The organism is Humibacter ginsengisoli, from assembly GCF_054780095.1.
In genome coordinates, this window is the sequence record NZ_BAAGWZ010000007.1 from 55,135 (window position 1) to 79,003 (window position 23,869).

At 68.8% G+C, this 23,869-nt stretch carries 14 protein-coding genes and 2 pseudogenes; 7 read left to right on the forward strand and 9 right to left on the reverse strand.

Annotation, left to right across the window (positions count from 1 at the left end; all coding sequences use genetic code 11):
* Positions 1–46 precede the first annotated feature (46 nt).
* The 5 genes from ACYVI5_RS13420 to ACYVI5_RS13440 all read right to left on the reverse strand — a co-directional run bounded on the left by ACYVI5_RS13420 (position 47) and on the right by ACYVI5_RS13440 (position 5,922).
* Positions 47–1,483 carry a glycoside hydrolase family 1 protein gene (locus tag ACYVI5_RS13420; RefSeq protein WP_460580640.1) on the reverse strand — a complete coding sequence of 479 codons (1,437 nt, stop codon included), beginning with the start codon at positions 1,481–1,483 and terminating at the stop codon, positions 47–49.
* A gap of 315 nt (positions 1,484–1,798) precedes the next feature.
* Positions 1,799–2,905 (reverse strand): Gfo/Idh/MocA family protein, encoded by a 1,107-nt coding sequence (locus tag ACYVI5_RS13425; RefSeq protein WP_460580641.1) that lies wholly within the window; start codon positions 2,903–2,905, stop codon positions 1,799–1,801.
* The gene (locus ACYVI5_RS13430) at positions 2,898–3,692 is read right to left on the reverse strand and encodes a ThuA domain-containing protein (protein WP_460580642.1); all 795 of its coding nucleotides are present in this window, start codon (positions 3,690–3,692) and stop codon (positions 2,898–2,900) included. The genes ACYVI5_RS13425 and ACYVI5_RS13430 overlap by 8 nt, the downstream gene beginning before the upstream one ends.
* Positions 3,693–3,721: 29 nt before the next feature.
* Positions 3,722–4,729 carry a sugar phosphate isomerase/epimerase family protein gene (locus tag ACYVI5_RS13435; RefSeq protein ID WP_460580643.1) on the reverse strand — a complete coding sequence of 336 codons (1,008 nt, stop codon included), beginning with the start codon at positions 4,727–4,729 and terminating at the stop codon, positions 3,722–3,724.
* Positions 4,726–5,922, reverse strand: a complete 1,197-nt coding sequence (locus ACYVI5_RS13440; protein ID WP_460580644.1) for a Gfo/Idh/MocA family protein — start codon at positions 5,920–5,922, stop codon at positions 4,726–4,728. The genes ACYVI5_RS13435 and ACYVI5_RS13440 overlap by 4 nt, the downstream gene beginning before the upstream one ends.
* 203 nt (positions 5,923–6,125) lie before the next feature.
* Here ACYVI5_RS13440 and ACYVI5_RS13445 point away from each other — a divergent pair, with 203 nt between their 5' ends.
* The 7 genes and pseudogenes from ACYVI5_RS13445 (at position 6,126) to ACYVI5_RS13475 (ending at position 15,413) form a co-directional block, all read left to right on the forward strand.
* On the forward strand, positions 6,126–7,214 hold the full coding sequence (locus ACYVI5_RS13445; RefSeq protein WP_460580645.1) for a LacI family DNA-binding transcriptional regulator: 1,089 nt from the start codon (positions 6,126–6,128) through the stop codon (positions 7,212–7,214).
* A 255-nt stretch (positions 7,215–7,469) separates the two neighbouring features.
* Complete coding sequence (locus ACYVI5_RS13450) at positions 7,470–8,798, forward strand: ABC transporter substrate-binding protein (protein ID WP_460580646.1); 1,329 nt, start codon at positions 7,470–7,472, stop codon at positions 8,796–8,798.
* An 82-nt stretch (positions 8,799–8,880) separates the two neighbouring features.
* Positions 8,881–9,843, forward strand: a complete 963-nt coding sequence (locus tag ACYVI5_RS13455) for a carbohydrate ABC transporter permease (protein WP_460580647.1) — start codon at positions 8,881–8,883, stop codon at positions 9,841–9,843.
* Entirely contained in the window at positions 9,840–10,727 is an 888-nt protein-coding gene (locus ACYVI5_RS13460) for a carbohydrate ABC transporter permease (RefSeq protein WP_460580648.1), read from the forward strand. Before ACYVI5_RS13455 ends, ACYVI5_RS13460 begins: the two co-directional genes overlap by 4 nt.
* Positions 10,714–12,171, forward strand: a pseudogene (locus tag ACYVI5_RS13465) (GMC family oxidoreductase N-terminal domain-containing protein); the annotation flags it as partial. The gene ACYVI5_RS13460 and the pseudogene ACYVI5_RS13465, both read left to right, overlap by 14 nt.
* A 288-nt stretch (positions 12,172–12,459) precedes the next feature.
* Positions 12,460–12,852, forward strand: a pseudogene (locus ACYVI5_RS13470) (GMC oxidoreductase); the annotation flags it as partial.
* Positions 12,853–13,022: 170 nt separating this feature from the next.
* A complete protein-coding gene (locus ACYVI5_RS13475) occupies positions 13,023–15,413 on the forward strand; it encodes a glycoside hydrolase family 3 protein (protein ID WP_460580649.1) in 2,391 nt (796 codons plus the stop codon).
* Between the two features lie 9 nt (positions 15,414–15,422).
* Here ACYVI5_RS13475 and ACYVI5_RS13480 read toward each other — a convergent pair whose 3' ends face one another.
* The 4 genes from ACYVI5_RS13480 to ACYVI5_RS13495 all read right to left on the reverse strand — a co-directional run bounded on the left by ACYVI5_RS13480 (position 15,423) and on the right by ACYVI5_RS13495 (position 23,820).
* Positions 15,423–16,805, reverse strand: a complete 1,383-nt coding sequence (locus ACYVI5_RS13480; RefSeq protein ID WP_460580650.1) for an MFS transporter — start codon at positions 16,803–16,805, stop codon at positions 15,423–15,425.
* A gap of 75 nt (positions 16,806–16,880) precedes the next feature.
* Positions 16,881–19,394 carry a glycoside hydrolase family 3 C-terminal domain-containing protein gene (locus ACYVI5_RS13485; RefSeq protein ID WP_460580651.1) on the reverse strand — a complete coding sequence of 838 codons (2,514 nt, stop codon included), beginning with the start codon at positions 19,392–19,394 and terminating at the stop codon, positions 16,881–16,883.
* Positions 19,391–21,718, reverse strand: a complete 2,328-nt coding sequence (gene yicI, locus ACYVI5_RS13490) for an alpha-xylosidase (protein ID WP_460580652.1) — start codon at positions 21,716–21,718, stop codon at positions 19,391–19,393. Before yicI ends, ACYVI5_RS13485 begins: the two co-directional genes overlap by 4 nt.
* A complete protein-coding gene (locus tag ACYVI5_RS13495) occupies positions 21,715–23,820 on the reverse strand; it encodes a beta-galactosidase (RefSeq protein ID WP_460580653.1) in 2,106 nt (701 codons plus the stop codon). Before ACYVI5_RS13495 ends, yicI begins: the two co-directional genes overlap by 4 nt.
* Positions 23,821–23,869 lie beyond the last annotated feature (49 nt).

The window sequence follows — 23,869 nt, forward strand, 5'->3', positions numbered from 1 at the left end:
GCAAGCAGCTAGTCTCGCTGCATCTACTGACCGGCCGGGCCCGGGACTACTGCGGGATCGTCCGCGTCGCCGCCAACTCGGCGTACCAGGCGGAGCTGTCCTTGGGCAGGCGCTCCAGAGTGTCGTAGTCGACACGCACTATGCCGAACCGCTTGGAGTAGCCGAAGCCCCACTCGAAGTTGTCCATCAGAGACCACACGAAGTAGCCGCGCAGGTCGACGCCGTCCTGCAGAGCACGGTGCGCGGCCGTGAGGTGGCGGCGCAGGTAGTCGATGCGGTCCGCGTCATGCACCGCGGGTCCGCTCTCTTCGTGCGAGACGACATCCGGGAAGGCCGCGCCGTTCTCGGTGATCATGAGCGGCTGCTGCGGGAACTCGTCGCGCAGCGAGGTGAGCAGGTCGTAGAGGCCGGCCGGCTCGATGTTCCAGCCCATCTCGGTGTAGGGGCCGGGCTGCTCCAGGAATTCCACCCGGTCGGCGCCTGGCCACGGCGATGCGCCGACATCCTTGTGGCCGTCCGCGTGCTGTCGCTCGCTCCTGCCGTCCCACAACCGCACGCGGTTCGTCGAGTAGTAGTTGACGCCCAGGATGTCGATTCTCTGGTTGATCGTCTCCAGGTCGCCCGGCTGCACGAACGACCAGTCGGTCAGCGCCTTCGTGTCCTCGAGCAGGTCGGCCGGATACTCGCCCTTCAGCATCGGATGCGTGAACGCCCGGTTGCCGAGCGCGTCGATCTGGCGCGCCGCCTCGGCTCCCGTGTCGCCTTCCGGCCGGATCACGTGCAGGTTCAGCGTCACCGAGTACTGCGCGTCGTCGTTCGCGACGGTCGCGCGAAGAGCCTGCAACCCCAGGCCGTGCGCGAGGTTCAGGTGATGCACCGCGCGCAGGGCAGCCGCTCCGTTCGTGCGTCCCGGCGCGTGCGCACCGGATGCGTAGCCCAGGTAGGCGGAGCACCAGGGTTCGTTGAGTGTCGTCCACACCGCGACGCGGTCGCCGAGTCGCTCGCCGATGGCGGCCGCGTAGTCCGCGAACGCGTACGCAGTCTCGCGGTTCGGCCAGCCGCCCTCGTCTTCGAGCACCTGCGGCAGATCCCAGTGGTAGAGAGTGGCCACGGGCGTGATGTCGCGTTCCAGCAGGCCGTCGACGAGTCGCGAGTAGAAGTCGACACCCTTCGGGTTCACCTGGCCACGGCCGGTCGGGATGATCCTCGGCCATGCGATCGAGAACCGGTAGGCGTGCAGCCCGAGACGCTTCATCAGGTCGAGGTCGGCCTCGAGGCGGTGGTAGTGATCGTCCGCGACGTCGCCGTTGTCGCCGTTCCACACCTTGCCCGGCGTGTGGCTGAACGTGTCCCAGATCGACGGAAGCCGGCCGTCATCCTTCACGGCGCCCTCGACCTGGTACGACGCCGTCGCTGAGCCGAACACGAACGAGTCGGGGAACTGCAGACCGCTGTCGCGGAAGTCGTCACTGCCTTGAGCCATGTCATTCCTGCCTGTGTGCACGGAGTGCGCGAGGTGCGCATGACGCACGGATGCCGCGCTGAACGGATGTCGGGATCACGCCCTCGAGAGAGCGCTCTTCCCGACACGATAGCGTGCATCCATTGCGACCCGCCGCGCCGGTCGAAACGATTCGGCCCACTGACCGGGCCTTCGTGTTCGTAACTCCTGCTCGGATGGCCGTCGCCTGGCGGCCGCCCGTGTGTTTCCGCAGTTGCGCCGGTCGGCGGTTGCGTCCTGCAGGAGTTATCAACGTCGGGGGTCGGACCAACGAGACGTCGACAGGACGCGGGTCGCCTACCAGGTCGCCGGCGTGGATCCCAGCGGCACGGGTGCGGGGCGCTCGACGGTGCTCGCGATCTCGACCACGCTGTGGTCGGCGGCGGCGCGCAGGATGCCGTCCATCACCTCGAGCACGTGGAACGCGAGCTCCCCGCTCGCCCGGTGCGGCCGGTCGGTCTCGATCGCACGGGCCATGTCGGCCAGTCCGAAGCCGCGACCGGAGTCGGCCCAGCCCGCAGAGACGGGCACCGTCTCCCACTCGCGGGTCGCTGCGGGAGCGACCTCCGTGTCGCCATCGAACCGGTTCGGGTCGGGCACGGCCATAGTGCCCTCTGTGCCGAACACCTCGAACAACGGTGCACGCGACTTCCACACGTCGAAGCTCACCGTGATGGTCGTGGTGAGACCGTTCTCGTGCTCGAGCAGCGCGCTCACGTGTGTGGCGACATCCACCGGGATCGCAGTGCCTGCCAGCGGGCCGGTGGCGACCGAGCGCTGCCGCGACGACGTCGTGGCGACGCCGGAGACTCGGGCGATGGGGCCGAACAGGGTCACGATGCTCGTCAGGTAATAGGGACCCATATCGAACAGCGGACCACCGCCGGGCTGGTAATAGAACGCGGGGGCGGGATGCCACAGCTCGTGACCCGGCGCGCTCCAGTGGATGGCTGCGGCGATCGGCTCCCCGATCGCGCCATCGTCGAGGGTCTTCCGCGCGGTCTGGATGCCCGTGCCGAGCACCGTGTCGGGCGCGCTTCCCACTCGCAGCCCCTTCTCTGCGGCGAGCGCGAGCAACGGCTCCGCCTCCGCCGGCGTCAGTGCAAGCGGCTTCTCGCCGTACACGTGCTTGCCGGACTCGACCGCACGGATGCCGATGGCCGCGTGCGCCTGCGGAATGGTCAGGTTGAGCACAGCGTCGACACCGGCATCCGCGAGCAGTCCGTCGACGCTCAGCGCACGTACGCCCTGTTCGGCCGCGACCTCGCGCGCCCGCTCTTCGTTCACGTCGGCGACGGCGACGAGCTGGAGATTCGGCAGGTTCGGGATGTGCGCGAAGTACTGCGAGCTGATGTTGCCGACGCCGATGACGCCGAGCCGTAGAACCCCGGATGCCTCACTCATCGCCCGCGCCCGTTCCCTGAGCGTTCGCCGGCGTGAACGCCCCGGACTCGACGTCGGCAGCACTCGGCGCCGGCTGGCCGGAGCCGCGCGCGGCCCACAGCAGTCCGCGCTCGATGATGCCGCGCACGTTCGGGTCGTTGACGACCTCGAGCTTGTGGCCGGGTGCCGAGACGAAGATGCGACCTTCGCCCCACAGGCGGGTCCAGATCGCCGGCGCCGTGACCGGGCGGTGCCAGGCATCCCACGGGCGGACCGCCTGGGTGGTGGTGGCGAGCACGTCGTTCAGCTCGTCGCTGAGCACCCAGTACTGCTCGGTGACGAGGTCGAAGTCGTCGACGCCCGCCGTGATCGGGTGCACCTTGCCGAGCTCGGTCATGTGCACCGTGTAAGGGATGTAGTTGTCGGACTGCTCGCCCGCCAGCTGCTCCTTGGGTGCTCGGTTCGCGTGGTGCGCGAACTGGCCGCCGATCATGTGCAGGTAGTCGGCAGTGTTTCGGTAGGAATCAGCGATGCCGCCGTGCCAGCCGGCCATGCCCATGCCGCCCCGCACAGCACGATCGAGGCCGGCCATCTCCTTCTGCTCGATCGAGTTCATGGTGTTGATCTGCACCAGCAGGTCGACGGTGTCCATGTAGGTCTCGTCGGCGTAGATCGCCGGCGACTCCTCTACCCGCACCTCGAACCCGTTCTCCGTAAGGAACGGGATGAACGAGTCGGTGGTCTGCACGGGCTCGTGCCCGTCCCAGCCGCCGCGCACGATGAGCGCGCGGCGTGTTGCGTCAGTCATGTTCTTCTTTCGATATCTGTTAAGAGCTGTCAGCGGCTCTGTGAGAAGGCCGCGTCGAACGCGGCGGCCGGCGGCGTGATCGTGGCGAGCTTGCGCACGAACTGCAGCGCCTCGGGGCCGCCAACCAGGCGGTCCATGCCGGCGTCCTCCCACTCGACACTGGTCGGGCCTTCGTAGCCGATCCAGTTCAGCGTGCGGAAGATCGGCTCCCACGGAACCTCGCCGTGCCCGGTCGAGACGAAGTCCCAGCCACGCCGCGGGTCGCCCCACGGCAGGTGGGATGCCAGACGCCCGTTGCGGCCGTTGAGCTGCGTCACCGACTCCTTGCAGTGCACGTGGTAGATCTTGTCGGCGAAGTCCTGCAGGAACGTGACAGGGTCGATCTGCTGCCAGACGAAGTGCGATGGGTCGAAGTTGAAGCCGAAGGCATCCCGGTTGCCGATCGCCTCCAGCGTGCGCTTGCTCGACCAGTAGTCGAACGCGACCTCGCTCGGGTGCGGCTCCAGCGCGAAGCGCACGCCGACCTCGTCGAAGACGTCGAGGATCGGGTTCCATCGATCCGCGAAGTCCTGGTAGCCGTCATCGATCATCGACTCGGGCACCGGCGGGAACCCGGCGATGGTCTTCCAGATCTTCGATCCGGTGAAGCCCGTCACGGTCTTCACGCCGAGCGCTGCCGCGGCTCGCGCGGTGGTCTTCAGCTCCTCGGCCGCGCGCTGCCGCACGCCTTCCGGATCGCCGTCACCCCACACGTGCGGCGGCACGATGTCCTGATGCCGCTGGTCGATCGGGTCGTCGCAGACCGCCTGGCCCACGAGGTGGTTGGAGATCGTGAAGACCTTCAGCCCGTTGCGCTCCAGGATGTCCAGCCGGTTCTGCACGTATGCGGGGTCGTTCGCCGCCTTGTTCACGTCGAGGTGGTCGCCCCAGCTGGCGATCTCCAGCCCGTCGTATCCCCATTCTCCGGCGAGCCGTGCGACCTCCTCGAAGGGCAGGTCGGCCCACTGACCGGTGAACAGTGTGATCGGACGCGTCATCGTCCGTCCTCCTTCTGAATCGTCTGCCAGGCGGAACGGGCATCCGCCGATTGCTCCACAGCGGCCAGAACGCGCTGCACCTGGAGCGCGTCGTCGAACGACGGCCGGGGTTGCACGCCGGCCGCGATGTCGCGCACGAGATCGACGACCTGGTGCGTGAACCCGTGCTCGTAGCCGAGGCCATGACCCGCCGGCCACCAGTTGGCCACGTATGGATGCACCGGATCCGTCACGATGATGCGCCGGAAACCCTGCGTCTCGGCGTCGTCGGTGCCGTCGTAGTACTCGAGCTCGTTCATGTCTTCGAAGTCGAACGCGATCGACCCCTTCGAGCCGTTCACCTCGAGGCGGATCGTGTTCTTGCGTCCTAACGCAAACCTCGTCGCCTCGAAGACGCCGATCGATCCGTTGTCGAAGCGTGCAGTGAACGCCGCGGCATCGTCGACCGTGACCGGCCCCTTCTCGGCATCGCTCGAGCCGGTGCCGCCGAGGCCGACCATGTCGCCGCCGACCGGTCGCTCGGTGACGAACGTGTTCACGATCGCGGAAAGCCCCACGATGTCGGATCCGGTGACCCACTGCGCGAGATCGATGACATGAGCGCCGATGTCGCCGAGGGCGCCGCTGCCGGCCTTCGACTTGTCCAGGCGCCAGGTGAGCGGTGCGTTCTCGTCGCTCAGCCAGTCCTGCAGGTACTGCGCACGCACGTGCCGGATCTCGCCCAGCCTGCCCTCCTCGACGAAGCGGCGCGCCAGAGACAGCGCGGGCACGCGGCGGTACGTGAAACCGCACATCGCGAACACACCGTTCGCCGCCGCCGAGCGAGCAGCATCCGACATCCGCTCCGCCTCGGCCACCGAGTTCGCCAGAGGCTTCTCGCACAGCACGTGCTTGCCGGCCTCGAGGGCGGCGATCGCGATCTGAGGATGCGTGTCGCCGGGCGTGCAGATGTCGATCAGATCGATGTCATCGCGTTCCAGCAGCCGGCGCCAGTCCGTCTCGACGCTATGCCAGCCGAGGCGCTCGGCCGCTGCGGACACCGCGGCCTCGTTGCGGCCGGCGACTGCCGTGAGCTCGGGCGTCAACGGGAGATCGAAGAACCGGTGCGCATTGCGCCAGGCGTGAGAGTGGGCCGCGCCCATGAAGGCGTAGCCCACCATGCCGACGCGCAGCCGGGGTGTGCCGTCTGCCATCGCGACTCCTTTGTGGGATGTGGACCGTGTGATGAGGGCTGTGAACGTACGAGTGAAACGCGCAACCGGGCCTGTGACGGCCTACTTGCGCAAGTCACGCCGACACTTCGGCGCGCCCGCTCCGATCTTTGCATCGCGAACCCCGGAGAATCAAGCGCAGCGGGGCCTTCATAAGTTGCGCAACTCGGGCCTACCATGACCCCATGAGCGAACAGGGCGGTGACGGGCGCGTGGGGAGCACGGGATCCGCCGGCACGGCCGCAGCCGGTAGCCGTCCTCGGGATCCGGTCACGATGGCCGAACTCGCGCAGCTGGCCGGAACGACGGTCCCGACGGTGTCCAAGGTGCTCAACGGCCGATCGGATGTCTCGGCCGCCACCCGGGAACGCGTGATGCGATTGGTGGAGCAGACGGGGTACCGGCGCCGGAGACGCGCGGCGGGCATCCGCGACCGTGAGACGGGCGGTCTCGTCGACCTGGTCATCAGCAAGGTGAGTGGCTCGTGGGCGAACCTTGTGCTGAGCGGCGCCGAGCGTGCCGCCGCCGACGCGGGACTCGATGTCGTGGTCACGGTCGCGCGCCAGCAGCAGGGTGCCGGTGAGGACTGGGTCGCGCGGCTCCTGGCCCGCAGGTCCCTCGGCGCGACGGTCGCCCTTCTCACGCCGAACCGGGCACAGGTGGAGATGCTCGCCGCCGCGGGCATCCCGCTCGTGCTGCTCGACCCGTCTTCGGATTCCGCGTCGGGCATCCCGAGCATCGGCACGACCGACTGGGCCGGCGGATACGCGGCCGCGGCGCACCTGGCCGCACTCGGCCATCGCGACATCGCCGTGCTCACCGGCGCCGGCGACTATCGGTACGGCCGCGCCAGAGTCGACGGGTTCCGCGCGGGCCTCGAGCAGGCGGGCATCCCTCTGCCGGAGCGCCACGTGCAGCAGGCCGACTGGAATCGCGACCCCGCTGCGGCGGTTGCGGAGCGGATGCTCCGCTCGGGCGCGCCGCCCACCGCAGTGTTCGCGTGTGCCGACGAGCTGGCACTCGGCGTCTATCGAGCCGCTGCGGAGATGGGAATCGCGATCCCTGGCGACCTCAGCGTCGTGGGCTTCGACGACCTGCCCGAGTCGGCCTGGGTGACGCCGGCGCTCACCACCGTGCGCCAGCCGATCGAGGAGATGGCGGCCGCCGCGATGCGCATGCTCCTGCGTCTGCGAGGCGGCGCAACAGCGGGTTCCGCCCGCGAGGAGCTGGCCACGGAGCTCGTCGTGCGCGGGTCGACGACAACGGCTCGGTAACGTTTTGGCCGCGTGAGGATCTGTCGTATAGCCTCTCCGTGAGAGCGCTCCCACGACTTTCATCACAGGTTGATTTCAGTTCGCGACGACACGCGTGGGAGGCTCCCGGTAAATGTTGACACGTCCAACAAAAGACTGAATGATGACAGGACGGCCGTGGAAGACGTGGCCGCGACCGCCGCACCAAACCTGACATTCAACGACGAATCTCCGCATCGATGCGCGGCATCCATGCGGACCGGAAGGGATCTGACGATGGCATCGGAATCCACAGGCGCAGCATTCACCCGACGGGGCTTCCTCGGCCTCGCCGGTGGTGTGGCGGCCACGACTCTCCTCGCAGCCTGCTCCAGCGGTGGCGGAGGAGGAAGCACAGGCGGAAGCGGCAAGCCGCTGAAGTTCTGGAACATGCCCTGGGGCGGAACGACGTTCAACCCGCTCGACAAGAAGATCACGCTGGCCTACAAGCCCAAGAGCGGTCTTCCCGCGGCCACATACCAGGAGATCCAGTGGGCGAACTTCACCCAGACGTTCTCGTCTGCGGTGGCCTCGAACACCGGACCTGCGGTGAGCTCCGGCGGTGGAACGCAGGCGTTCCAGTTCGCTCACCAGGGCAAGATCGCCTACGCGGACGATCTGATCAACTCCTGGAGCAGCAACGGCCTGAAGGACGACTTCCTCCCTGGTCTGCTCGACACGATGAAGACCGATCAGGGCTATGCGGCGGTTCCGTACAACCTCGACGTGCGCGTCTCCTGGTACAACAAGACGCTCATGGCCCAGGCAGGTGCCGAGAACCCGACGACCTGGGACGAGTACAAGGACGTGTGCGCCAAGCTGAAGAAGCTCGGCGTATACGGGTTCGGCATCGGCTCCGGTGCCGGCAACTTCACCGGCAGCCACATCCTGACCGCGTTCATGATCAACAACGGCGGCGGCCTCTTCAACTCGAAGAAGGAGCCGGAGTGCGTGACGGACCGGAACGTCGAGGCGATGGAATACGTGCTCGAGCTCGTGCAGAACGGATACTCGGACCCTGCAGCGGCGACCTACACCAGCGCGAACGTGCAGGCACAGTGGAAGGCGAAGAAGTTCGGCTTCGGCTGGGACACGGCCGGTCTCCCGGCTGGCGCCGTGGGGGACGTTGCTTCCGATCTGGTCGTGGGCGACCCGCTGACCGGACCGCACGGAACGAAGGGCGGCCTGTACTTCCCGAACAACATCATGATGTACAAGAACACCCCCAGCCAGAAGGGCTCGGAGGCGTTCCTCACGTACTACTACAAGAACATGTCCAAGCTGTGGACGGAGAAGACCGGCATCGGCCTCCCCCCGCTGAAGTCGATCGCTGACACGCCGGTGCTCAAGAGCGACCCCGTGACGGTGAAGATCCTGAAGGAGTGGCAGCCCATCTACGGCACTTGGGCGGCTCCGGGCGGAAAGGGCCTGTTCTACAACATCGCCAACACGGTGGACGGCACTCAGCCGATGAACACCTTCGCACAGTCGATCCTCGGTGGTAAGACGGATGCCAAGAGTGCATTGACGACGTTGCAGAACGCCATCGAAGGTCTGATGAAGTAAGGATGCATTGCGGGTGGGCCTGCGCTTCAAGCGTCGGGCCCACCCGTTTTCATTCTGGAAAGCTGTCGAAGGAGAGGCTGACATGTCGACCGAGTCCGTGGCCGGCGCGTTGAAGAAGGCGCGTAACGGCGTGGGTGTGGCGGGTCCTGGCCGCGGCCCTAGCAAGGGCAAACGGGGCCGCGCGATCTCGCACCTGTGGACGTTCTTGCTGTTCGCGATCCCGTCCCTGTTGTTCCTGCTGCTGTTGAACCTGTACCCGGTGATCTACGCGGGGTGGCAGTCCCTGCGCAATGGTGACCTGATCGATTCCGGCGCGTTCGTCGGGTTCACGAACTACATCGCCGTGGTGCAGCAGCCCGGATTCTGGCACGCCGCCTTGTTCACCCTGGTGTTCACGATCGTGGGCGTGTTCGGTTCCTGGGCCGCCGGGCTCGGGCTGGCGCTACTGCTGCGCACCCGGATCCCGTTGGCTGGCCTGTGGAAGGTGCTGCTGCTCCTTCCCTGGGTGGTGCCCGTGGTCGTCTCCGCAACCAGCTGGAACTGGCTGGTCGCAACCCCGCAGTCCCCGTTCCCGCTTCTGGCTCACGCGCTCGGGCTGGGGAACGTGCTGTTCCTCGCCGACCCGCTGCTGGCCCAGATCACGGTGTGCGTCTTCAAGGTGTGGATCAGCTTCCCGTTCATGATGATGATGATGGCCTCCGCTCTCGCGTCGGTGGACACCACCGTGTATGAGGCGTCGAAGGTCGACGGTGCAGGCACCTGGCAGACCTTCACCCAGATCACCTTGCCGATGATCGCCCGCACCACCTACGTGTCGTGGATCCTGATGACGATCTTCTGCGTCAACGACTTCCCGACGATCTTCCTGCTCACCGGCGGCGGTCCGGTGAACGCCACCCAGTCCCTGGTCGTGCTCGCATACCAGACCGTGTTCCAGAACTACCAGGTCGGTCCTGGTGTCGCGATCGCGTTCATCATGACCATCGTTCTCGTGATCATCTCGGTGCTGCTGTACCGCCAGATCAGAAAGGCGAACGTCGCATGAGCACCGAAGCATCCGCCGACCTCATCGGCGAGCTCCAGGTCGGAGTCACCGGCGGCAAACGCCGCACGCTGGGCGAACTGGGCGAACGCGGCAAGTGGTGGCGCCTGCTGGGCATCGTGATCATCACCGCTATCGTGCTCGTCCCGATCGTCGCGGTCGTGATCCTCTCGCTGACCCCATCGCTGGGCTCCACCGCAACCGGGCTCACGTTCGAGAACTACGGTGCCGTGTTCTCCCAGACCTCGGTCGGCACCTGGCTGGGCAACAGCCTCCTGGTCGCCGCGGTCACCGTGGTCGCAGCGGTCGTGATCGCGGCCCCGGCCGGGTACGTCCTCTCCCGCGGCCGCAACCGGCTGGTGTCCTCCTACGCGCTGATCCTGTTCATCGTGCAGTCGCTGCCGGTGGTCACCGCGGTCATCCCCCTGTTCTTCCTGTTCTCGAAACTCGGGCTGGTCGACAACCTGATCGGCGTCATGATCATCTACACCGGCTCCACCATGAGCGTCGCGTGCTGGATGATGGCCGCCTACTTCGACTCCATCCCGATCACCCTGGAAGAAGCAGCCTGGATCGACGGGGCATCCGTGTTCGGATCGTTCACCCGCGTGGTGCTCCGCAACTCGCTGCCGGGCATCCTCTCCACCGCGATCTTCTCGTTCCTGCTGGCCTGGAACGACTACCTCATCGCACTGGTCTTCCTGCGCAGCGACCAGAACTACACCCTCCCCATCGGCCTGAACACGTTCTTCCAGCAGAACCAGACCAACTGGGGACTCGTCATGGCCGTCGCCGTGATCATGATGCTCCCGCCCATCATCGTGTTCGCCGTGCTCAACCGGTTCTTCTCCGTCGGAGGCATCGGAGGCTCACTTGCCGGTCGATGAGTCGAACGGCCTCACCGCGAAGGGCGGGCGCACCGACCGTGCGGCCGCCCTTCCGGCTCTTCGGGCTGCTGCCGACCGAATCATCCCAGCGGATGCCTGGCCCGCCGGCTGGGAGGGCGGCGTCGCGGAGTACCTGACCGTCGACCCGATCTCCGCCGACCGCGACCTCGCCTGGGCGTGGCCCGCGTTGGTCTCGCTCGCGGCACGACTCGACGACGAAGCGCGCCGCATCCTCGGTACCGCACCGGCGTCGAGTGACGGCCCCACGGCCCGCGCCCCAGCGGGCTTCGCCGATCTCGACCCGGCTGCGCAAGACGCGATCCTGACCGCGGTGGCGGCCGGCTCCGGAGCGCGTTCGTTCGACGCGCTGCGCCGGGTGTGCTGGGAGGGGTACTACGCGTCGTCGGATGGCAGGCATCCGGCCGGCCTCGACATGGTCGGGTTCCGAGGCGTGCCGGAGGGCGTGACACCCATCGAACCGGAACCGCTGAAGACGATCGCCCCCGCTGCAGTGCAAGCGCACTACGACGCGGTCATCGTGGGGTCGGGTCCGGGCGGCGGAGTCGCCGCGCAGGTGCTCACGGCCGCCGGCAAGCACGTGCTGCTCGTGGAGCGTGCGCCTTATCTGCGGAACGACCAGATCCGGGGCGACCATCTGCACGGCAAGCGCAACGCCGTGTACTGGCCGACGGTGGGGCCAGGTCCCGGACATCCGCGGGTCGCGCAGCTTCCAGAGGGCGACCGGGTTCTCGACGGGATCGACGACGCGTCCATCTACGGTCTCAACGCCGACGCTGTGGGCGGAGGCACGCGTATCTGGCAGGGCATGGCGTGGCGGTTCATGCCGGAGGACTTCCGCATGCGCACGCTCTACGGCAACCCGCACGGCGCGAGCCTCGCGGACTGGCCGGTGTCGTACGAGGAGATGGAGCCGTACTACACGAAGGCCGAGTGGCAGCTCGGCGTCGCCGGCGAAGAGGGCGGGCTCACGCGGCGGATGCCTCGCTCGGCCGGATACCCGATGCCGGCGATGGGCACGGAGCCGTCGCGCGAACTGCTCGGCGCAGCGGCCGAACGGCTCGGCTGGGGCTGGGGCCCCATTCCGCTCGCGATCAACTCGGTTCCGTGGGACGGCCGCGCCGCGTGCGTGAGGTGCGCGCAGTGCATCGGCAATACCTGCCCGGTGAACGCGAAGAACGGCTCGCAGTCCACGTTCATCCCGCGCGCGATCGCGACCGGGTTGTGCGATCTGCTGCCCGACGCCGAGGTGATCGAGGTACGCGACGGGGCCGGAAGCGCGGGTGTGACGATCATGGCGGACGCGTCCACCTTCCCCGTCGAGCTCACCGTGAGTGCCGACGTCGTGGTGGTCTCCGCCGGTGCGGTCGAGACCGCTCGCCTGCTGCTGGCCAGTGGCCTGGGCAACGACCACGTGGGACGCTACCTGCACGATCACCGCACGGCGACGGTGCTGGGCGAGTCGGCGCATCCGGTCAAGCCATACATCGGCCCCGGGCACTCGGTCGCGACGCTCGACCACGTGCACGCCGACACGATTCCGTGGGGCGGCGGCGTGATCGTCGACCTCATGGGACTGCTGCCGCTGACCTCCGCCGGGGAGCCGGCGCCCGGTGTTCCTGGCTGGGGTGCAGGACACAAGGAGTGGATGCGCACCGGGCGCGCCAACCTGTTCGGCGTGTTCGCGATGGGGCAGGAGATTCCGTTGCCGACATCCAGGGTCACGTTGGCGGCGGTGAAGGACCGCTGGGGCCGGCCCGGCGCCGCACTGCGCAAAGACGTGCACTGGACGAGCGAGCAGGTCGAGGACGGCATGGCCGTGCAGGGCGCGCGGTGGCTGGAGGCCGCCGGAATCACGAACATCAGGCGGCACGGCGGCCCGGCGACGGCGTCGGCAGCCGGCGAGCACTCCTGCGGCACGGCGCGCATGGGCACGTCGCCGGAGAACTCCGCCACCGACCCGTTCGGCAGGGTGTGGGGCACGAGCCGCGTCGTGGCGTGCGACTCTTCGCTGCACCCGACGAACGGCTCGGTGAACCCGACCCTGACGATCGTGGCGAACGCTTTCCGCGTCGCGGAGAACCTCGTAGCCGAGTGGCCTCGGTGATGCTGGTGAGGCTCGTTCGGACCCATTCGTCACGCTGCGCCGTTCGTAACTCCTGCGATTCGGTCCGTACTCACGCTTGCCGCGGAAAGCCGCGCCCCTGCGGCAGGTGCGGCACCATTCTGCAGGAGTTATGAACGGGCGTGGGCGAACCACGATCTGAAGGGACGACGATGACTGAGACGAAAGCGCCCGGCGCGCGATGGCGCGACACCCGGCTTCCCGCTGCGGAGCGCGTCGAGGCGCTGATCGGCGAGATGACGCTGCGTGAGAAGGTGGCGCAGCTCTATGGGGTGTGGGTCGCCTCGTCACCTGTCGGCGACGATGTCGCGCCGTTCCAGCACGACATGAGCGAGGATGCCGTCGAGCTCGACGCGCTTCTCCCCCACGGCCTGGGCCAGTTGACGAGGTCGTTCGGCTCGGCGCCCGTCGACCCGGCCGTCGGTCTCGTCTCGCTGGCGCGCAGCCAGAAGCGCATCGTGGCGGCGAACCGGTTCGGCATACCGGCCATCGCGCACGAGGAGTGCCTCGCCGGGTTCACCGCGTGGGGCGCGACCAATTACCCCGTTCCGCTCTCGTGGGGTGCCACGTTCGACCCCGCGCTGATCGAGCGGGTCGCGCGTCGCATCGGAACCGGCATGCGCTCCGTCGGTGTGCACCAGGGCTTGGCGCCGGTACTCGATGTCACCCGCGACCCGCGCTGGGGTCGCACCGAGGAGACCATCGGGGAGGACCCGTACCTGGTCGGCACGATCGCGCTCGGCTACGTGCGCGGGCTGGAGTCGACGGGCATCGTCGCCACGCTCAAGCACTTCATCGGGTACTCGGCATCCAAGGCGGCCCGCAACCTGGCGCCCGTCTCCATGGGACGCCGCGAGTTCAACGACGTGATGGTGCCGCCGTTCGAGCTGGTCGTGCGCGACGGCGGGGTGCGCAGCGTGATGCACGCGTACACGGATGTCGACGGCATCCCGTCGGCATCCGACGAGTCGTTGCTGACGGGGCTTCTGCGCGACACCTGGGGATTCACCGGCACCGTGGTCGCCGACTACTTCGGCATCGCGTTCCTGAAGACGCTGCACGGCGTCGCGGGCTCCTGGGAGGATGCGGCGGCATCCGCTCTCAAGGCCGGCGTCGACGTCGAGCTGCCCACCGTGAAGGCGTACGGCGATCCTCTCGTAGCAGCCGTGGAGAGCGGCGACCTCGACGAGGCATTCGTCGAACGAGCGCTGCGACGCGTTCTGCTGCAGAAGGCCGAGTTCGGCATGCTCGACGCCGACTGGTCGCCGCTGCCCGAGGGCTGGACCCACGAGGACCTCGACGACATCGACGCCGCCCGCGGACGCGTGCAGCTGGACACCGCCGAAGATCGCGCACTCGCCCGCGAGGTGGCCGAGCGTGCGGTCGTGCTGGTACGCAATGACGGAACGCTGCCTCTGGAGACGGACACGGGCATCCGGATCGCGGTCGTCGGTCCGCTCGCCGACGACCCGTTCGCGATGCTCGGCTGCTACTCGTTCCCGAGCCACGTCGGCACCCTGCATCCCGAGGTGCCGATCGGAATCGAACTCCCCACCGTGCTGCAGAGCCTGCGGGCGGAGTTCACGAACGCGACGTTCGTCGTCGAGCCTGGCGTGAGCGTCGACGGCAAGGGCAGCGACGGTGACGCGGACTCCGCGGGCATCGAGCGCGCAGTGGACGCCGCCAGGGACGCCGACCTCGTGATCGCTGTGCTCGGCGACCATGCCGGACTTTTCGGTCGCGGCACCTCCGGCGAGGGATGCGACGCCGCAACGATGCGGCTCCCCGGCAGGCAGCAGGACCTCCTGGACGCACTGATCGCGTCGGGCACGCCGGTGGTCGCGACCCTGGTGGAGGGGCGTCCGTACGCGCTGGGGTCGGCGGCGGAGCAGGCATCCGCCATCGTCACCGCGTTCTTCCCCGGCGAGGAGGGCGGGCCCGCGATCGCGGGCGTGCTCAGCGGACGGGTGAACCCGAGCGGACGGCTGCCGGTGAGCATCCCTTCGCACGAGGGGGCTCAGCCGGCCACCTATCTGGCGCCGCCGCTCGGCGGTCCGACCGGTGTGTCGAACATCGACCCGACGCCGCGGTTCCCGTTCGGGCACGGCCTTTCGTACACGACGTTCGAGTGGTCGGATGCCGGCACCGACGTCGAGCAGATCGCCACGTCGGGCACCGTGACGGTCTCTCTCACAGTGACGAACACGGGCGATCGCGCCGGCATCGAGACCGTGCAGCTCTACCTGCACGACCCCGTGGCCTCGGTCGTACGCCCGGTCAACCGGCTCATCGGGTACGCGTCCGTTCCGCTCGAGGCAGGCGCACAGTCGCGGGTGTCGTTCGAGGTGAGCGCGGACCTGTCGGCGTTCACGGGGCGCGACTACTCGCGCATCGTGGAGCCGGGGGAACTCGAGTTGCGGCTCGGGGCATCCAGCGGCGACATCCGGTTCGGGCTGCCGGTCACGCTGAGCGGCCCTGCGCGCACAGTCGACCACACCCGAACGCTGCGCAGCCGCGTGACGGTGGACGCCACCGCCGGGTGAGTATCGCGGCTACTCGACCGGCCGGGAGTGCGGCGGTTCAGGCGAGGCTGCAGCCCACGGTACGCGGCGGCGGAGTGCGGCCAGCAGCACACCGGCGACTGCCACGGGTATGACGACCGCGTACGCGGTTCCGGTCGCGATGCCCGGTGTCGTGCCGAACCCGTGCAGTGCGGAGTACAGGCCGCCGCAGATCATCGCGATCCACGCCGTGCTCGCCGTCTCGGCGAACGACACGAGCGGTCCGACCCGCATCGCGGGATCCGGTCCCTCGAACGCCTCCGACATGGCGAGCGGATACGCGATACCCATGCCGAGCCCCGCCACTCCGGCCGTGACGACCACCGCGATGATCGCTCCCGTGCCCGCGCCGATCAGGCTGATCACCACGAGGGAAACAGCGGCGAGCACCATGAGCACGAGCCCCGATGTCACGCGATCTGGCCGTGCAGACGGACGCGGGCGCAGTCCGGCGAGCGTCCACATGATCAGGGCGGCGGTGATGGCGACGGATGCCCACAGCAGTCCGCCGCCGAACGCCTCGATCACCGTGACGGATAGCAACGACTCTATGCCGAAGAAGGCAGCGCACAGCGCACCGAACGACGCCAGCGTGCTCAGAAGGCGTCCGCCGGGCGCACCCGCACGCAGGAACGCCACAATGCCCGCCCCGCCGCCGACGGCCGCAGCGACGAACAGCGCGGCCGGCCAGACGCCCGTGGAAGCGGACGCCGCCGCCCCCACTCCAAGCGCCGCGGCCACGACCACACCGGCCACCGCACGCACCGGCTCCTTGCGCTTCTCCCACGGGATGGCCGAGGCGTACGCACCCATCAGCACCCTGGCTGCGAGCACGAGGATCGCCGGCCACGCGAACGCCCAGCGCCAGCCCACCGTCTGCGCGATGGCGGCATTCAACGCGGGGCCTGCTATCGACGGGATCAGCCACACGAACGCGTAGAGCCCGAGCACGCGCGGGCGTTCCCGGTCGTCGAAAAGCCCGCCGATGGCGGACGAGCCGAATCCGGTGATGAGCCCGAGGCCGATGCCGCGCACGATCATCCCCACGAGGACCCACTCCATGGTCGGCGCGAAGACCGAGGCCGCGACGCCGGCCAGGAAGATCACTGTGGCCCACGCGATCACGGCGGCAGGACGCATCCTGGCTAGGACCGGCGCGCTGAACGACAACATCAGCACCGCGGCGATGTTGCCGGCGGCGAGAGTCGCTCCGAACAGCGCGAAGCCGTGCAGCTCCTGCGCCACGACGGGCAGCACCGTCGAGATCGCCAGCCCCTGCATGCCGCCGCCGAATTCGGCCAGCAGCATGCTGAAGAGGAACACGCCGCGCCGGCCATGGAAGACCTGCCGGATCGGCACCCGGTCGCTGCTCACCCGGCCACGCTATCGGGCGCCACCGACCCGCAAAGAGTGGCAGTCCCAGGGCGGGCTCCGTGGCGTGACCGTCGACTACTCGGCGACGCGGAGGATCGCGGAGGCGAGGAGGCGGTCGGCGGAAGGGCCGGCGGCGATGCGGTACCGGCCGGGCTGCACCCGCAGCGCGCCGGCGTGCAGCCAGTCCGTCGGAGCTCCTGGCAGCCGGAGCGCGTCATCCCACACGGCGAGGCGTTCCGGCGAGAACTCGAGCTCGATGGAACGACGCTCGCCCGGCGCCAGCCGAACCCGCTTGTACGCGACGAGGATGCGCAGCGGCGCCGCGACCGGCAGCCCCGCCGGAGGCAGCGCGTAGAGCTGCACGAGCTCCTCCGCGTCGCGTTTCCCCGTGTTGCGCACGGCGACCACGGCCCGAACGAGCGCCGCGTCGTCCGCCGGTTCGAACGCCGCATGGCGGTGCGTGGGTGCCGGTGCCACCGCCGAGGGAGTGATCAGGCCGACCGCCTCGTATCCGACGCTCGAGTACGTGCATCCGTGCCCGAACGCGAAGGCGTACGGCTCCGGCTGATGCCGGTACGTCGCCTGCTGCCGCGCGGTGTCGTAGTCGAAGAGGTCGCCCGCCTGCTCCGGATGCGCCGGCCACGACTGGGCGAGGCGCCCGCGCGGCTCTCGGTCGCCGGAGAGCACGTCGGCAAGGCCGCGTCCGAGCTCCTGGCCGCCGTGGCTCGACCACACCACTGTGGCGGCATCCGCCACCCCGCGCGGCAGCACGTACGGGTAACTGGAGATCACGGTGAGCACGGCGCGCTCGTTCGCGGCTTGCGCCACCCGGTAGAGCTCGGCCTGCGACTCGGGCAGCCAGAGGTGCGGGCGGTCCTGCGTCTCGCGTCCCGAGAGGTGCGGCTCGTTGCCGACCGCGACGAAGACGACGTCGGCGGATGCCGCGGCGCGCGCGACGGCATCCTGCCCCGCCACGAGGGTGCGGGCGGTGAACCGCTCGGCGTCGTCCACGGTCACGCCCTCGGCGACCAGCAGCCCGGAGTCGCGGAGCAGCCGCACCCAGCGGCCGGTCCCGAGGTTGAGCAGCGACCAGGATCCGTCGGCGTGCACGTGGCGACGGAAGCTCTCGTGCACCACCCACTCGCCGACCTTCTCGGCGTCGGCCCGCATCGGCCAGTGCGCACCCGTGAGCAGCCGTCCGCTCGCCGCTGACCTGAGCGTGAGGATGCCGTCACCCCAGTCGGTCACGTCGAACCGGGCCTCCTTCACCGCGGTTTCGGCGCTCGCCTCGACCTGCGTACCGTCGAGCGAGGAGACGACGTACCGCCCGGTGGAGACCGAGCGGAGTGCGACGGTGTCCGCGCCTGTCACCACCTCCACTCGCGCCGATGGGTATCGCTCTGCGAGGCCGCCCGCCAGTCCGAACTCGTATGGCGGCGTTCCGGAGTACCAGTCCATCAGCACCGCGTCGGCGAGCGGCCCGACGACCGCGATCGAGGTCGGCTCGGCGAGCGGCAGGATGCCTGCGTCGTTCCGCAGCACGACCACGGCGGCGCCGGCGATCTCCCGCGCCAGCTCCCGGGCGGACGGCAGGTCGAGCTGGTCGGCCGTGATCGCCCCGTAAGGGTCTGCGTCGCCGTCGAACTCGCCGGTGCGCAGCCGCAGCTCGAGCAGCCGCAGCACCGCGGCATCCACGTCGTCCATGCTGAGCCGCCCGGCCTCGAGCGCCTCGTTCACGTAGCCGATGGTCGGCGCCGCGTTCTGCTCGTTGTCGGTGAAGGAGTCCATTCCCGAGCGAAGCAGGGCGACGGTGGCTGCCACGTGGTCCGGCTGCTCGCGCTGAGCGGTGACCAGCAGGCTGGGCGCACCGGCGTCTGAGACCACGGCGATCGACTCCCGGGCCCAGTCACGCGCCTCCGCCACGAGTTCGGGCTGCGTGTGCGCCGCGACACCGTTCACCCGGTTGTAGGAGAGCATGATCGCACCCGCCGCTCCCGACTCGATGGGTGCGCGGAACGCCGGCAGCTCCTCCTCGTGCAGGGTGCGCAGCGACAGGTTCGACGAGGTCGTCGACCGGTCGGTCTCGTTGTTGTAGGCGAGGAAGTGCTTGAGCGTCGGCACGGTGCGCCACACTCGGTCGTGGTCGCCGCGCAGGCCCTGCGAGTAGGCCGCGCCGAAGTGCGCGGTGAGTTGCGGGTCCTCCGAGTAGCCCTCCTCGTTGCGTCCCCAGCCCGGGTGGCGCAGTGTGTTGACGACCGGCGCCCACACGTTGAGCCCCACAGACGGGTTCTCCGCGCGCTTGGCACGCACCTCGATCGAGGTGACCTCGCCCGCCTTCCTCAACAGCTCGGTGTCCCAGGTTGCGGCCAGCCCGACCGCCTGCGGGAACGTCGTCGCGGTGCCGAGCCATGCCACGCCGTGCAAAGCCTCGCATCCGGTGTGGAACGAGCGGATGCCCAGCCTCTCGATCGCCGGTGCCGCCTGGTGCAGCATGGTGATGCGTTCGTCCCGGGTGAGCCGGTTGAGAAGGTCGCGTGCGCGCTCCGCAAGGGGTGCATTCACGCAGCGGAACAGCTCGGGATCGGTCATCGGGCTTCGCCTTTCTCGGAATGACCCTGCGGCGGCGTCTGCTCATCCAGCGTGATGGTCACTTCGCCCGCCCCGGCGGCGTGCACGGTGACGCCGCCCGCCTCCAGCGACCACGGCCGGCGGGCATCCGTGCTCGATGCTGAGATCGCGGAGCCGATCCGCTTGACGTGGAATTCGGTGCTCGGCGCACCATCGCGACCGGGCACCGTGGTGACGCCGTCGTACCCCTCGGGCAGCTCGAAGCAGCGCAGCGTCACCCCGTCAGCCCAGTCGTAGTCGGGGCGGTCATCCGTCGCCCCGAACGGCAGGACCGTACCCGGGCGCACCAGAAGCGGCAGGGAGTCGTACCCATGCTCCTCCGTGTGCCAGCGGAAGCCGTCACGCGTGGAGCCGTCGAGCAGCGAGGTCCAGGAACCCTCCGGCAGGTAGTACTCGACGGAACCGTTCGGCGTGAAGACCGGAGCCACCAGCAGTGCGTCGCCGAGCATGTACTGGCAGTCCGCGTCGTAGCCGCCTCGGTCATCCGGGAACTCGAGCACCATCGGCCGCATCATCGGCGTGCCGTCGGTGTGCGCCTGGCTCGCCGCGTGCGCGAGGTAGGGCATGAGACGCATCTTGAGCTTCGTGAACTCGCGGGCGATGTCGACCGACTCGTCGTCGAACGCCCACGGAACGCGCACCGAGTCCGAGCCGTGCAGGCGCGAGTGCGAGCTGAGCAGACCGAAGGCGAGCCACCGCTTGAACAGCCCGGGATCCGGGGTGCCCTCGAAGCCGCCGATGTCGTGACTCCAGTAGCCGAAACCCGACATCGCCAGCGACAACCCGCCGCGCAGCGACTCCGCCATCGAGGCGTACGACGAGTCCGAGTCGCCACCCCAGTGCACCGGGAACTGCTGGCATCCTGCCGTTGCGGATCGCGCGAACACGATCGCGTCGCCTTTGCCGCGCCGCCGCTCCAACGCGCGGAAGACGGCCCCGTTGTAGAGCTTCGCGTAGTAGTTGTGCATGCGCCGAGGGTCCGACCCGTCGTGCCACACCACGTCATGTGCAGGGATGCGCTCGCCGAAGTCGGTCTTGAACGCGTCGATGCCCTGGTCCATCAGCCGTTCGAGCTTGCCGATGTACCAGTCGCTGGCGTCGGGGTTGGTGAAGTCGACCAGTCCCATGCCGGCCTGCCACAGATCCCACTGCCAGACGCTGCCGTCCGTGCGCTTGAGCAGGTAGCCGGCCTCGGCCGCCTCGGCGAAGAGCGCCGATCGCTGCGCGATGTACGGGTTGATCCACGCCGAGATGTGCAGGCCCTTCTCGTGCAGCCGCTTCAGCTGACCCTCCGGGTCGGGGAAGTAGCGCGCATCCCACTCGAAGTCGGTCCACTGGAACTCGCGCATCCAGAAGCAGTCGTAGTGGAAGACGCTCAGCGGGATGTCCCGCTCGGCCATCCCGTCCACGAACGCATTGACCGACTGCTCGTCGTAGCTGGCCGTGAACGATGTGGTGAGCCACAGCCCGAACGACCAGGCAGGCACCTCCGCGGGCCGACCGGTCAGCGCCGTGTAGCGACGCAGGACATCCTTCGGCGTCGGGCCGGCGATCACGTAGTAGTCGAGCGACTCGCCGCCCACCGAGAACTGCACTCGCGAGTTGACCTCGCTGCCCACCTCGAACGACACGTTGCCCGGGTCGTCGACGAACACCCCGTAACCCCGGCTCGTGAGATAGAACGGGATGTTCTTGTACGCCTGCTCGCTCGCGGTACCGCCGTCGGCGTTCCAGGTGTCGACGACCTGCCCGTTCTTGATGAACGCGCCGAACCGCTCTCCCAGACCGTAGACGCGCTCGCCCGGCTCGATGGACAGCTGCTGGTGCACCCAGGTGCCGGCGGCATCCCCGTCGGCACTGATGTGGCCGACCGACCGGGGCAGCGAGCTCGTGATCCGCTCCCCCGCATGCTCGAAGTCGAACCGCCAGGGCCCGCTCCGCGGCACACGAACGCTGAGATCGCCGGAGACCAGCACGCCGCCATCGTCATCGATCGAGACCGAGGGGCTAAAGGATGCATCCGCAAACGTCTCGAAGTCCGGCCCGTGATGCACGGCGCCCGCGTGCCGCTCGACGCGCACTTTGATGACCCCGGCCATCGGCGACGAGAAGGTGAGCGTCAGCATCGCGAGGTTGAGCGTGTCGCCGCGCTGGCGGATCGGCTTCGTGGGCGCGTAGACGGTCATCGTTCCCGCGTCGGGATCGGCGCGGATATCGTCGACCTCGACGGCGTACAACGGCTTGAGTCCCGGCCTGGTGAGCCAGAATCCATCGGTGAATTTCACGTAGTGCGCCCTTCGATCAGCACCAGGGCCGTTCCCGGCGCGAGCGCCGCGGCACGGTCTATTCGTTCGTTCGTCATCAGGTCGAGCAGGGTCGCGGGCAGCTCCAGTTCGGCGGTGTCGCGACCACGGTTGAGCAGGAAGAGCGCGGGCCCGCGGCGCACGGCCTCGAGCCCCTCTGGCAGCCGCCGGCCGGGCGTCACTCGCTCACCGAGTGCGTTCTCGACGCCCGCCCCGTGCAACGCCGACTCCAGCAGCGCGGCGAGCAATCCGTCGGACACGACCGCGCCGACGTACCAGGCGACCCCGTCGCCGTACCGGTGGCGCGTCACCGCTGGATGCCCTGCAAGCGGTCCGCCGCCGAACGTCGCCAGCACGTCGGCACCGTCGGATCGAAGCCGTTCACCGAGAACGCTCGCCGAGTGCTCCCCGGCTGGTGCGGCATCCCATCCTGCATCGACGACGAGGGGTGTCGGCTCGTCGGGCAGTGCCATCCATTCCTCACCGCTCACGCCCACCAAGTCGCGCAGCAGCACGGGGAACCGGCCCTGCAGGATGCCCGCGTTCGCGTCGGCCACACCGCTGAACGGTCCGACGACGACGTGCGCGCCGCGTGATGCGGCGTCGCTTAGGCCGGCAGCTGCATCCGGTTCGAGCAGGTAGCTGTGCGGGACGAGAATCACGTCGTATCCGTGCAGGTCGCTGCCCGGGCGCACCACGTCGGCCGGCACGCCCTGACGCCACAGCATCCGGTGCCAGCGTCGCAGCTGCTCGAGCGTGCTGTACCGCTCGGTCGGCCGTGCCGGCTCCTCCGCAGCCCACCACGACGGCCAGTCGAAGAGGATGCCGACGCGGGCATCCACCCGTTCACCGGCGATCGAGCCGAGCCGCCCGAGATCCGCGCCCAGCCTTTCGGCACCGCGGAACACCTCGGTGTCGGCACCGGCGTGCGGCAGCAGCGCCGAGTGGAACCGCTCTGGTCCGGTGCGCGCCTGCCGCCATTGAAAGAAGCACACGCCGTCGGCGCCGTGCGCGACAGCCTGCAGGGAGTTCAGCCGCGCCTCGGCGGCAGACCTCGGCAGGTTGTGCTCGCGCCACGAGACGGCGCCGATCGCCTGTTCCATGAGCAGCCATTGCCGGCCGCCTCCGAGCGAGCGCATCAGGTTCTGCGTGAGAGCGATGTCGCTTGCCGCGTGCGGAGAGCCGGGGTCGGGATACTGGTCGTCCGCGATCACGTCGACGTCGCCCGCCCACGACCAGTAGTCCACGTGCGGGAAGAATCCCATGAAGTTCGTCGTGATCGGCTGGGTCGCCCCTGCCTCGCGGATCGCGTCGCGCTGCTCGCGGAAGCACGCCAGCAACTGGTCGGAGGAGTACCGCCGGAAGTCGAGCGACTGCGCCGGGTTGATCAGGTACGGCGCCTTGCGGGGCGGAAGCACCTCGTCGAACGACCCGTACCCCTGCGACCACACGGAGGTGCCCCACGCCGCGTTCAGCTCCTCGATTGAGCCGTACCTGCGCTCCAGCCAGGCGCGGAACTCGCGTGCGGCCTCGTCGCCGTAGTCGAGCTCCCCGTACTCGTTGCCCACGTGCCACAGCCGAACGGCCGGGTGCTGCGCGTACCGGCGTGCGAGGTCACCGGCGATCGTGCGCGCGTGCTGGCGGTAGACGACGGATGCCGGCGAGTAGTGGTTGCGCGACCCCGCTCCCAGGCGCACCCCGTCTCGAGTCACGGGCAGCGTCTCCGGATACCGGATGCCCAGCCAGGGCGGCGGGGACGCCGTCGGCGTCGCGAGATCCACCGCGATCCCGCTGCCGTGCAACAGGTCGAGCACCTCGTCGAGCCACTCGAACCGGCGCTCGCCCGGGCTCGGTTCGATCGTCGACCAGCTGAACACCCCGACGGTGACCAGGTTGACCCCAGCCCTCACCATCAGCTCGACGTCTTCGGCCCACGTCTTGCGGGGCCACTGCTCGGGGTTGTAGTCGCCGCCGAACCAGATACGGCGTTCGCTTCCGAGGGTTGCGCGATCGGCGCCGGGCAGCCGACTCGTCTCGGGAGTCCGTCCGGGCACACGTTCTGCCACATCGTCGAAGCGCTTCACCACTGCGACCTTATAAGATGCAGGCGAGCCGTGTCCACGCGCCGTCGAA